Here is an 11,739-nt window from a genome sequence, read left to right as displayed (position 1 = left end):
TGTCTGTGTCAGCGACTGCCCGTGTTCACGACTGGCGAGATAGAGACAGGCTGCAGCAACCCCAGACGGCTGATAGCCGTTCGTAATGGACGTCTCATGCGCACGCTCGGCAAGCGTCCGCGCTCGACGACGAACCTGTGAATTGACATTGAGTTCCGAGGCGAGCTTCGGAATGAGCGATTGTGGAGCGACGGGCTGTGTCGGGAGTCCCAGTTCTCTGTTGAGTGTTTTGTACGCGTTCGTGATACTCGAGTGATCAACTCGAGCAACGTCGACGAGGTCATCACGGGCGACTGGCCGCCCGTGACACCGACAGACACCGTAGACGCTGGCGGCGGCTATCGCTTCAATTGACCGACCAAGCAAGAGATCCTCGCGTTGGGCACTCCGGAAGAGCTGACACGCTTGGTTGCGAACTGAACCTCCAAGTCCGAGAGCGCTTGCGACTCTTCGAACCTCACCTAACCCGTGTGCGAGGTTCCGCTCAGCTTTCGATTGGAACCGGCTACGACTGTGTTCACGCCGTATCCGGGCGAGCTGACGTCGTTTCGACCCAGAGAGCGTGCGTCCCTTCCCATCGGTGCTGCGCCCGATTTCAGTCGATAAGCCCCGGTCGTGACGGGCCGCCGTGAGTGGGGCTCCTGTCCGTTCGCGATTGCTGTCGTCGTCTTCGAACGAGCGCCACTCGGGGCCGTGGTCGATCTGCTGGTCTGCGATGACGAGCCCACAGTCTTCACAGACCGTTTCTACCGCGTTAGTCGCCACGCGGCCGTTGCATTCGGGACACTCGTTCGAACTGGACTCATGCTGGACGTCTTCGTCGAAGGCCGTCTCGTAGATATCTCTCGTTGCCATGGTACTCACGAGGGACACTAGACGAATCGCGAATCTCTTTGCGCCCCTCACCCCTCAGGGGCAGAAAAACAACACTGCGGTCTCGTCGAACTCCTCAGAGTCTGACAGAAGGTGCGTGCTGAACTTAGAGGGTGTATTCAGCACGACGAATCTGTTTATTTCAGACACGCAGCCCTGAACCATCTGTTAGGAAGTTCGTGCGAGTCTAGCAGTACTCGGTCACTCTCAGCAACCCCGCTCATTGAAAGACCTATAGCAAGGGCACTTCTCGGATGAAAACGGTATGGAACCCGCCACGTTCCGGCAAGTGAGTGGATTTATCGCCATCTGCACTGGTGGCTACTCTATTCTTGGGTCAATGGGAGGGTTCTCTCGAATCTTAGGTGAAGAGATAATGTTCGGGCTGGGAGTGGTCGCGCTACTATACGGTATGCTCCTGCTCACACGCCACGGCGAGCGTCTCACGAAGTGGAATGCAACGATGTTCATCATTCTCGCTAGCTTGATGGCAGTAAATCAACTGGCATACAATCCAACTCCAGCATTCGCTGATGGAGAGATGTGGAATGATAATCTTGGAAGCCAGAACGGGATGTACATCCTAATCAGCATACTCGGACTCTTGGGAATCGTCTCATGGTGGTTTGAAAGCGAGTTCACAGAGAGAACCAACTGATTGGTTTTGACCGATACACGCACTGTATCTAACGAACTGTCTCCCGCAGGTTCGCGCCCCCTCGCGTGCTGCATATGCGCTGTGAGTTCAGCACGGCCACAGAAACCTCACCGAACGCTGTCAGATGCCGCGTGCTGAATATCGAGGGTGAAACCAGCACATCAACAGATACGGTGCGGACGTTCAATTGACAAGCTCGCTTATTAAGCCACCTACAGCTGCGATTGTCAAGACGCCGATGATGATGGGAGTACTCGGGTCAAACCCAGCTACAACAGCGAGGTACGCACCAACAACAGCCACAGCACTAGCTGGTATCAAGGCGCTGATAGCGAGTCGTCGGCCCCGTTCTGTTTGTGCACTCGCAATGTTACGAGCAAGAAGTATGCCACCGACGGTGGCGATCACAAGCGAACCTGCTGCGATGAAGAGCGGCAGGAACAGATTCCCAAAGCCGAAAAGAGGCCTGATTCCGGTAGCGGGCGGTGGGTAGGAAATGATGACAGTTACCAGTGCGAATACAATCAGTATTCCTCCGAGACGATTCAATTGAGGGACTGTTTGATTCTGTGGAACACGATTCATACAACTGGCAACCTATTCAGTGAAAATATGCTTTGTGGAAGTATCAACGAGAGGATACGTACGCTCTCGTCTCGGGTGGTTTCCAAGCAGGTAATCCGATCTGCTCTGGTCTGAAAGACTCGCACGTTCTATTACAGCACGACAACTGAAACGTCATCGATGGCGGCTAGAAGTCACAGATTGAGCAACTGCCTACCGTAGGGCTCGCCCCAACACTGGTTGTCAAATCGCCCGTCTGCCCGACTACTGGTTCGTAGAGTTCGCCACATACTGTTCGGGACAGGTCCAGTGTGCTTCCTTCGCTTCGGTCGAATCTGGAGGATGATCCGTAGTACATAGCTGATGTTGCTCACGGCGGTTAACCACCCGTACGTCCTCGTTGGAGCCACGCTGTTCGACGACGGTCACCTTCTGTGGCAACTCACCCGCGAATTGGACAGTCGCACGGTACCACGTTGCGGCCATGTCTGCGGTACAGGCGAACGGGAGGAAGGGAATCGAATTCTCGGATTGCGATTCCATGACGACACGGAGCGAGTTCGTCTCCGCATCGTACGCCGTCGACGCAATCCCGACCTTGTTACAACTACTCGACCCGTAGGCCATGTGGCCGGTGATGTAAATAGCACTCTCAGCTTCGTCGAATGCGACGATAGTCGGCCGTTGCTCGCGGTTCCGGCGCGGTTCAATGTGCTCGGCGCTTGACCCCGTCACACCTGATCCACCGAGACAGCCCGCCGTGGCAGTGAGACTTCCCGCAAGTACACCAATGAACGAACGGCGATTCATGCTTCCTCCAAGACATAGAGCCCATCGGAGAACGTCGAGATGTACAGTCGGCCGTCGACAACTGCTCCACCAGTTCCTCTAATGCGTCCCGTGGTGTCGAACTCCCAATGCCGTTTCCCCGTCTTAACGTCGAGTGCGTAGATGAGTGAATCGTCACTCCCGACATAGACTGCGTCCTCCGTGACAATGGGTTCGCCGGTCACATTGTTCCACGTCCAGAATTCCCAGCGTTTCTCACCGGAGTCGGCGTCAAGTGCGTACACGCGCTCATCGGCCGCACCGGTATAGACCGTCCCGTTGGCGACTGCAGGGGCAGACCCATCGTAACTGAAATTCCCCCATTCGTGGTCTTCGATCGGCCGGCCCTCGAACCGCCAGCGACGGGAGCCATCCTCACTCGAAATCGCGTGGATACCGCGGGCGTCGCTGACGTAGACAGTCCCTTCTGCGACGGCCGGCGTCCCCGCGAACCGGTGTGAACTCGTATACTGCCAGTGTTTTTCGCCAGTCGTCGTATCGAGGGCGACGACTGCACCGGTTTCGTCCTCCGTCGTGGCGACTGCGTACGCCCGGTTCTCGGAGACGGCGACTGCACCGTCGGCCCACGCTCCGATTGACTGTTCCCACCTCGTCTCACCTGTCTTGCTGTCAAGCGCGATGAGGACACCACTGCCTCTGATGACGAAGTAAGCGACACCGTCGACAACAGTCGAAGCATCGATTTCGTCCTCAAATTGCCGCTCCCACTGGATCTCTCCGTTCTCGCGATCGAACGCGAACAGGTGGTTCCCAAACGGAGCGAGAACAAGATCGTCTACGACAGCGGCAGCCGCATCTGGGAAGTCGACCGCTGACCCGTCACCGAGTTTGGTACGCCACTGCTCGGCGCCAGTTGCTGCGTCCAGTGCAACGAACGCGGATACCTCGTCGTGGAATCCGAGATAGACCGTCCCGTCTGTGATGACTGGAGCTTTGACAGAGCTGAGATGCTTGTCGTACCGCCATGAGACACTCACCGAGTCTGTTGGCCCGCTGTCGGTCGTATAGGCCGTGTTCTCTGGATTGCCTCGACCGAGCGGCCACGACCCTTCTACTGGTGGCGACGTCGACGTGCTCAGCTGGGTGAGACTCCCCAGTCCGAACACCGCCCCGGCGCTGGCGAGTACTGCGCGGCGGTTCAATTGGAGGGCACTCATGATAGCGACATAACAGAGTGTCTGCTTAGTCGTTGGCTTCCTTCCGGCTGTCATCGCGAACCTCTCACGGTGAGTTCCGACTCAGAATCGTCCAAGAGCACTTTACGGAACGAACCCACCACCAAACAATAGCGAAAGCCCGGCGGCTCGCGAGCCGCCCGGAACGTGGAGGTTGGGTGGGGCGGCGGGAAGCGGGCGAACGGGCACGTAGCAAAAAAGAAAGCCACGTTGTCCGGCTATTCCCACCACCGACCGCGCTCAGGGAAGGTGAGACTCGACCACCCAGTGACGGCCAGTGAAACGCGCCCTTCGTACCAGTTTCGCGCCGCGCCATCGATGCGCACCTGCTCACCCTCGTCCATCAGGGGTGCATTCGACGCCTTCCAGACCGTCACTCTGGTTTTTCCACTGTCATCGGCGATGAGACCCACTTGAGCGATACTCGGATGCGAGGGAACCCACAGTGTCTCGACACGTCCTTCGATACGCACCTCTTTGCGATTGACGTCCGCAAGCTTCCCAATCGGAACCACCTGTCCCGGCGCCGTCTGCAACTCCTCGAACACACTGACGACCGCGCTCATCATGTCCTTGCCACCGACGACGGCCTCACCGAGTCGCCGCCCAATCGCCGCTCGCGACCAACCATCGAGTTTCTCGCTCAATCGCACCGCCTGGGTGTTCACCGCCGCCAACTGCTCCTGGGACAGTTCTTCACGCGGATCTGCTCGCTCTGGGTCAGCCCACACATCCACGCTCGCCGCTCGCTTCTGGAACGTCGTCCGTCGCTCCGAACTTCGTTTCGCCGCCACAACTCGTGACCGCTCTTCTCGTCCCGCTTGCGTTCCGAACGTCGCTCTGGCACTGATGCGCTCCAGCTCTTCCTCGCGGCCTCGAATGCGCTCTTCCTGTTCGAGGGTCGCCCCGTAGATGCGCTCGTCGCTACTGTCGACGATTCCGTCCGGGTGGTTCGCATCCACCTTTGCTTGCACTTCCATCTGCACCGTCGCTCTGAATTCCGGCGTCTCATCGACGACCTCGAAGCCGTCCTCGTCGACTTCCGCTTCGTCCGCGTTTTCGAATGCCTGCTCATCCACCGAAACGACTTTTCCGCTTGCGTTGTTACTCGACATTGCTGAAACCTTGAAGGCGCTCACTCGGCGTCTTCTTCCGACACCACGACTCTCCAGCCGTGGCTGTCCACAACGACCAACTCACTCTTCGCGCGCTCTCGCTCGCGCCTTCGTGAGCGACCATCGGGAGCGAGCGAGAGCGCGCCTATACAGCGGACACAGACAAGCACGCGCGCCGGACAGGCTGGCCCGAGTGGCCAGCGGAGTTAGTCTCGTCGACGACGAGCACCTACTGGCGCGCAGGCGTCGACTGACTAACCCGCTGGCGCTTCGGGAGAAGCGAACGACGCGCGGGACGACCACCGGGAGTCCCGCGGCGTGCCGAGGCGAACAGCGTGAGCCGAGCGTGCGCGGCCGGCTGACCGGACGGCGAGCGGGCGTACCGAGTCATCACACCTGACAGACAGTGATGAAGCGACGCTAACCACCCCACACCGGGTGGGAGTGAAAGGGGCCGGGCGCTCGGCGAGCGAGCCGACGTAAGGACCACAGCGGAGCGAGGACCACAGCGAGGCGCAGCCGTCGAGCGTCCGGGGGCTTTCGGAGTGTCTTGCTCACAACTGTTGCTAGATAGAGAGGATACCCACCTGTAAGTCGGCTACTCGAGCAAATCATCGATGAAGCGGAAGCCGTTCACGTACGTCACCGAGTCGCCATACCCCTCACTAGCGAGGACGGCCTCTGCTCCCTCGCCAGCAGCGGTATCTGTCGTGTAGATATACGCTTGATCCGCAGTCCCGTCGACGAACGCGTGAGCGGCGACGCCTGCCAACGCTGGGTCGGCACGCTCGATTTCGTCGGCTGGGCGATCATCCGCGTTCGCGATGTACCGCTGGACGCCGTCCATCGTTCGTGAGACCACTCCATGCGAGTAATCCAGTGACGCTGCAACCTGTGACCACCCTTCCTCGATTGCCGTATCGATCGGCGGTGTCTCGGGCTCAGAAGCGTTGACGGTCAGCTCCTCGTACACTCGCTCGGGGAGGACAAACGTAATATCGTTGCGCCGTGCAAACCGGCGCACAGCCTGATACCGACGGTTCGACGGTTGGCCCATCGAGACGAACAAGCCGGTATCTGCGATATGAATCGCAGTCACGCGTCGTCGACGTCCTCGTCAACGCCTTCGATATCCGCGAGTGACGCACCCGACGTTTCGACATCGAAGTGTTCGAGAACCACGGGCCGGAGCGCCTGCAGGACAATCTCGGCTGCGAGTGGCGAGATATCGAGGTCACGGGCCATGAGGCGGTGCGTCACCTCACCGCGCTCACGGGCGACAGCGTAGGAGAGTGCCGTCGCGAGGCCAGCAACTCCGTGACGGTCGATGTAGGTGTCGATGTCGCCGTTGGTTTCACGACGACCGACCGCATCGATCAGCGCCGGCGTAATCGTGTACTCACGGTCGCCATCAGCAGTCACGGTCAGGTTAATCGGGCGAGCAGTGTACAGCCGGGGTTGCTCATCGCGGGTCACCTCGACGACGCCAGCATCAACAAGCCGGTTGACGTAGGTGTAGGCTGTCCCCTGTGCGAGGTCGAGTGCGTCCATGACGTCTTTGACAGATGTCTCGTCACTGCGGGCGAGATATGCATACAACTGAGCCAGCTGTGGCTCTTCGAGAAGATCCGCAACCGAGAGAAAGTCGCGGACGATGTCACCTGTGTTCTGCTTTGAGGTGCGTGACATGGGGTTTCTGTAGTGATTACAGTTTACAGCGAATCAATAAAGAATGTTTGGGTAACAGTTGTTGGCTCGAGATGATGTTCTTGGGGCGGATCTGAGTCAGTACAACTCCAACAGTCTCGGTGGGCCGTCTCAGTTGGGCCACCGATTGACCGTTGCAAAATGGCGAAGTAATTCATTTATCGGTTCGACACCTCGCAACAGAACGTCAGCAAGATGGGTTGACGATGATCGCTCCAGACTTGATACGGAAGCGAACAAACGCTCCGAATACGTCGACAAGGTGGGAACTTCTCACGCTAGTGTCTACAGACGCCATTCGGCGGCACGCCAACCTCCTCATTTGGGTACCACCGTTCGATAGCCAACGTGCCACCAGCCGTGATTACTAGACAGAGTGCCCACCAGCTGGGAGTACCCGATGTTGAGAGGTCCCACTCATACTGAACCGTCGGCCCATCGGCAAGTGAGGCAGCGAGTGTATACGACCCCGGTGTCTCGGTGACTGCGGGCTGGACCGTCAACGGAAGCGATGTTTGATATGCTTGCTCGAGGATGACCTCCTCGTCGGCGTTCCGGACGGTGACGTCGACTGTTCGTCCACCCTGCTCAAGGTCTTCGTAATCGGGCTTAGTCTCGAAGTCGTAGATCTGCAACCGGGCGAGTGGCTCGTCGCTGTTGTTCACAGTGGCTGTCTGAACGACAGGCTGCTCACACCGATAGGCATTGAACGGGATTCGCCGGTGTAGTTCATCGCTCACGAAGTGGGCAACACTCGAAGCGTTACGGGTTGCGCTACTTGGCGATCCATCTGGGTCGAAGTAGCGTGCGGATCCCCGACAGGAGGACAACACGTAGTACCCCGAGTCAGTCGTGTGGACGACAGCGACACGCGCTGGCTCAACCGTAATCTTCGTCGCTACACCTGAGCTCCCGAATCCGCCGACAAGTTCGTTATACACGTAGCGCTGTTCGTATGTCTCAACGAACGATTGAGCAACTGCACGGTTAGACACGTCACTCGGTTCGGGGAGTGGTTTCGTCTCGGTGAATGTCGTCACATCTGGTGGCGGTGTGGGTTGAGACGTTGAGACCGGACTGCGGTTGTCTCTCTCGCGAGTTGCACATCCAGCCAGCATGCTTGCCCCACACGCTAGCGATGTGAGCACCCTACGGCGTCTCATCAGTATTCACTCTCCCAGTCGTCGTGTTGGTTGGAGGGAATCGAAATCTGGTCAGACTTCGTGTCTTGCCAGTATATATTGTCTGATATGAGACAATCCGACATCGAGGATGAAGAATCAGTGACGCCGGGCTCACACAACAAACAGAAGCCCACGAAGTCGACACAACCCCAACAGTCTCGGTGGTCGCCGACAGAGACACGAATAATGCGGCATTCGTCAACCCCGTTGACGCCGTCACAGCAAACTGCGCTGGAACTGATCACGCAGGGGAGCGATGAGGACGGGACGATCACACACGACGCAGCTGTCGATTTCCTCACTGACGGTGGGTTTGAGCGGCCAGAGGCAGAGGATCTCCTCGAACAGTTGTTGCTGAAGGGGTACGTCTATGAATCGACGAACGGCCTCCGACTCACTCCGTGACGCGTCCCGACAAGGGCCATGAACAGTGAGACACTGAGCGCTTGCCATCCTGTTAACCAACAACTCCGGGACTGCGCGACTTGCGTTGGTTAACACCGATCTGCAACACCGACGACAGACTCCACTGTTTCCGAAGCTCTCGGGCGAGTATGAGACGTCGCAGTTGACCGATCTCAACACGTTGAGACTCTCGCTAGCGACCCAGAATCTCCCTCGTCGTCGAACGCGAGCCGAGACGTTTTATTTACCAACGGCAAGTGTCGCGTCTGCCATTCACTGGGAGTTGGCACACGCTGCTTGAGGAGTGCGATGCACTTCCCGCTGAGGCGACACTCGTGACGCCGCTCACGGAGACGCGATTCCACATTACCGACAGCCAAGCACACCGTGTCGGTATCGAATTCGTCGACTCCGGCGACTCACAGCCGCTGCAACGCGAGCAGTTTGCGACGCTTGCCGAGCGAATCGAGGAGGTCGGTGGTACGTTCGACCTGAGCCGACTCCCACCGGACGCCGAACCCTATGCAGCAGTATTGAGTCTCCACCCCTCGTTACGAGCAGAGGTTGGGAGTTTGGATTCCTACAAACCACCTATTCGGTGATCTGTTTATGACGGGGGAGTTCATACGACTGCGGGTGACTGGCCGCCAGAGCGACGACCTTAATCAAAAAGTTGGATTCGCTAATCCGACCTGCAGATGGCTCAAGCAGCTCTTTGTCCCTACAGAAAGGGTTTACATACATATCTCATCTATCATGATATGAACCGTCGCACCTATCTGTCGGCACTTGGCGCAGGACTGGCTACACTCTCTGGCTGTACTGCATCAGCTCTCTCAAATAAAAACTCGTCCAGCTCAGAATACCCCACAGAACCTGTTCGAGGTAAGGCAGAGGCCATTACAACCCAGAGGAAAATCACACGTGATTCAGTGGCATACCTCGAAAAGACACATGAGGTGCGAATCGTCGCCGCGTATCGGCACACGAACCACGAGGCAGTTGAAAACGGGGCCCCTCCTGAGCGCGAACCAGTGCATGAAAGCATTCCCTTTGAACGATGGGCAGAGACCGAAAGCGCGTTCGTCGGGGCGGAAGCCGTTCAAACTGCCATCTTTGACCAGACGAGCAACGGTGAACAAAGTATTAGCGTGGGTGTCTCGGGCGAAAATAAAGAACATCAAATTAGGGTTCACCACTTAAACGACTCCCCGATAGCGTTTGACAAATTAGTTGCTCTCACCCCCCGGTCAGTAACTGCAACAATCTCCATTAGTGGAGTGATACACACTGCAACGTATCCAGTCACGGTCACACATACTGAATTGCGATTCGAATGAAACGGTCGTGATGCACAATTTGAGTGGGCCATTGACTACCCTCCGAAAGACCGAGCCAATCAAGGATAAGTGGTGGATTACTCTGCTAATCCCGCACTTGATTCTCGGAAGTCATTGATTACCGCGAGCGTATCCAGTGATGGCGAGCCCAATACCGTCACTCGGTCGGACACGTCCAGTGCGCTGTCGCTCGCTGTTCTTCACTCTCGAACGACTCGCGTGAGCAAAGCGCATCCTGTTCGGCTCGGGTCACCACGCGATGGGCGTCGGGCGCCGCCTCGTTGTCCTCATCAACCTCGACAGTCTCCGGAAGGGCAGCGCTATCAGCAAACCGCACCGTCACGCGGTAATGGATGCCACCGAGGCTCGCTGTACAGGCGATTGGAAGCGGAATCGGCAGTCGAAGATACCACTTCTCTCGGTGCCCAACCGAGACGAAGAGCCGATTGTCTGCCTGCAACTCAACTGTTCTCAACACAGGCGCATCACACCCACCACCGTAGAAGACGAAGCCGGTGATCCGAATTGTCGACGCTGCGTCGTCCCACGCCACAATCGGTGGATATCGGTCGCGTTCCTCGTCGTCGGTGCCGACAGGACGGTCCTTTCGGGGAGTGATTTCCTCAAAGCGTACCTCAGCGATCGGGTCAGTGCGACGTCCGAGAGCGTCGAGCCCGGCACAGCCCGCAGTTGTCGCAACGACGCCAGTCAACCCCGTCAGAAACGTCCGTCGCTGCATTATGCAACCTCCCCACGGGCGGCGATTGCATAACAGGACTCGCCAGCAGGGAGGTACACTACCCCATCGACGACCGCCGGCGTCGCCCGTCCAAGGCGCTGCCCAGTCGCAAACTCCCACCGAACCTCACCCGTCGCAGCATCAAGCGCATAGAGGGTCGTATCGACACTCCCGACGTACACCGTGTCGCCTACGACAGCCGGTGGCGACCCGGCCGTATTCCACGCCCAGAAGTCCCACACCAGCTCGCCGCGCTCGCGGTCAACCGCATAGAGGCGCGCATCAGTGGCACCGACGTAGACACGCTCGTTATCGACGGCAACCGGCGAGGCAATCACCTCAGCATGCTTGTCTGTCGGGCGTCCGATTCGGGCCGACCACTGTGTCTCTCCAGTCGCGGCGTCGAACGCAGACAGCAGCCCACCGGTCTCTGCAGCGAACAGCGTCTCGTCGGCAACGGCAAACGTATGGAAAAATCGAGCGTCAAGCGAGCGCGTCCAGACGTCACTCCCGTCTCCGAGTTGCACAGCGAAAAGATCGCCATCGATAGTCCCGAAAAACACCTGCCCGTCCTCGACGACAGGCATCGTCCCAAGCCACGCGTCGACTGTTCTCACCCACTGACGCTCGCCACTGTCGAGTCCGACTGCATGGATGGCACCACTTCGACCGCCACTATCGCCGCTCGCAACGACGACGGTTCCGTCAGCGATGACTGGCGACGTAATCTCATCGCTCGGCATCGAATCGCGCCATCGGACTGCAGCGTCGCCGTCGGCTGTCTTCGTGACATCGATCGCGAAGAGGATCTCTTCGAAGCCCACGCAGACCGTCTCGTCCTGTACTGCTGGCGACGATTTGTATGTCCGTCCGAGGTCGACGTGCCAGCGTTCCTCGCCGCTTGCGGCGTCAAGTGCCGTGAGTCCGTCTCCTGCAAGGTAGATCGTGCCGTCTGCGACTGCCGGCGTGGTTTCACTCACCGGCACCTCGACATGCCAGAGTTCGCCGATGGGCGGAGTGGGACCGCTCACAGTAGGGATGTAGCCTCGACCTGTCGGGTCATATCGATGGCTTGGCCAACTCCCGTCAATGGAGTCACGAGGGCTTGCAGGTGGATGTGTTGGTGGTCC

13 protein-coding genes and 1 pseudogene are annotated in these 11,739 nt (G+C 58.3%); 4 read left to right on the top strand and 10 right to left on the bottom strand.

Annotated elements, in window-relative coordinates; genetic code table 11:
* Nucleotides 1-855, bottom strand: an 855-nt coding sequence (locus BSG17_RS23835) for a transcription initiation factor IIB (RefSeq protein WP_089827876.1), incomplete at its 3' end; no start/stop codon positions are given.
* Between the two features lie 283 nt (nt 856-1,138).
* Here BSG17_RS23835 and BSG17_RS23830 point away from each other — a divergent pair.
* Nucleotides 1,139-1,531: a hypothetical protein gene (locus tag BSG17_RS23830; RefSeq protein ID WP_089827872.1), complete on the top strand. Its 393-nt coding sequence runs from the start codon at nt 1,139-1,141 to the stop codon at nt 1,529-1,531.
* 183 nt (nt 1,532-1,714) lie between these two features.
* On the opposite strand, the gene BSG17_RS26510 is transcribed toward BSG17_RS23830, so the two are convergent.
* The 7 genes from BSG17_RS26510 to BSG17_RS26505 all read right to left on the bottom strand — a co-directional run bounded on the left by BSG17_RS26510 (nt 1,715) and on the right by BSG17_RS26505 (nt 7,981).
* Entirely contained in the window at nt 1,715-2,116 is a 402-nt protein-coding gene (locus BSG17_RS26510; protein ID WP_139246792.1) for a hypothetical protein, read from the bottom strand.
* Nucleotides 2,117-2,359: 243 nt separating this feature from the next.
* Entirely contained in the window at nt 2,360-2,905 is a 546-nt protein-coding gene (locus BSG17_RS23825) for a hypothetical protein (RefSeq protein WP_089827871.1), read from the bottom strand.
* Nucleotides 2,902-4,101 carry an outer membrane protein assembly factor BamB family protein gene (locus BSG17_RS23820; protein WP_170864942.1) on the bottom strand — a complete coding sequence of 400 codons (1,200 nt, stop codon included), beginning with the start codon at nt 4,099-4,101 and terminating at the stop codon, nt 2,902-2,904. Before BSG17_RS23820 ends, BSG17_RS23825 begins: the two co-directional genes overlap by 4 nt.
* Before the next feature lie 236 nt (nt 4,102-4,337).
* Entirely contained in the window at nt 4,338-5,234 is an 897-nt protein-coding gene (locus tag BSG17_RS23815; RefSeq protein ID WP_089827869.1) for an SOSS complex subunit B family protein, read from the bottom strand.
* A gap of 598 nt (nt 5,235-5,832) precedes the next feature.
* A complete protein-coding gene (locus tag BSG17_RS23810) occupies nt 5,833-6,333 on the bottom strand; it encodes a PIN domain-containing protein (RefSeq protein WP_089827868.1) in 501 nt (166 codons plus the stop codon).
* Nucleotides 6,330-6,923, bottom strand: a complete 594-nt coding sequence (locus BSG17_RS23805) for a winged helix-turn-helix domain-containing protein (protein ID WP_089827867.1) — start codon at nt 6,921-6,923, stop codon at nt 6,330-6,332. The genes BSG17_RS23810 and BSG17_RS23805 overlap by 4 nt, the downstream gene beginning before the upstream one ends.
* A 296-nt stretch (nt 6,924-7,219) precedes the next feature.
* Nucleotides 7,220-7,981, bottom strand: a complete 762-nt coding sequence (locus BSG17_RS26505) for a hypothetical protein (protein ID WP_139246791.1) — start codon at nt 7,979-7,981, stop codon at nt 7,220-7,222.
* Between the two features lie 330 nt (nt 7,982-8,311).
* On the opposite strand from BSG17_RS26505, the gene BSG17_RS23795 reads away from it, so the two are divergent.
* The 3 genes and pseudogenes from BSG17_RS23795 (at nt 8,312) to BSG17_RS26500 (ending at nt 9,870) form a co-directional block, all read left to right on the top strand.
* On the top strand, nt 8,312-8,530 hold the full coding sequence (locus BSG17_RS23795) for a hypothetical protein (protein WP_089827865.1): 219 nt from the start codon (nt 8,312-8,314) through the stop codon (nt 8,528-8,530).
* Between the two features lie 266 nt (nt 8,531-8,796).
* Nucleotides 8,797-9,078 (top strand): annotated as a pseudogene (locus BSG17_RS23790) (hypothetical protein); the annotation flags it as partial.
* Nucleotides 9,079-9,291: 213 nt separating this feature from the next.
* On the top strand, nt 9,292-9,870 hold the full coding sequence (locus BSG17_RS26500) for a hypothetical protein (RefSeq protein WP_139246790.1): 579 nt from the start codon (nt 9,292-9,294) through the stop codon (nt 9,868-9,870).
* Between the two features lie 157 nt (nt 9,871-10,027).
* Here the strand turns inward: BSG17_RS26500 and BSG17_RS23780 are convergent, their stop codons facing one another.
* Together BSG17_RS23780 and BSG17_RS23775 are read right to left on the bottom strand one after the other, a co-directional pair.
* A complete protein-coding gene (locus tag BSG17_RS23780; RefSeq protein WP_089827863.1) occupies nt 10,028-10,609 on the bottom strand; it encodes a hypothetical protein in 582 nt (193 codons plus the stop codon).
* Complete coding sequence (locus tag BSG17_RS23775) at nt 10,609-11,640, bottom strand: outer membrane protein assembly factor BamB family protein (RefSeq protein ID WP_170864941.1); 1,032 nt, start codon at nt 11,638-11,640, stop codon at nt 10,609-10,611. Before BSG17_RS23775 ends, BSG17_RS23780 begins: the two co-directional genes overlap by 1 nt.
* Nucleotides 11,641-11,739 lie beyond the last annotated feature (99 nt).

This window comes from Halogranum amylolyticum (assembly GCF_900110465.1).
Lineage (GTDB): Archaea > Halobacteriota > Halobacteria > Halobacteriales > Haloferacaceae > Halogranum > Halogranum amylolyticum.
The sequence above is the reverse complement of the archived record's forward strand: the minus strand, read 5'-3'. Positions and strand labels throughout refer to the sequence as shown.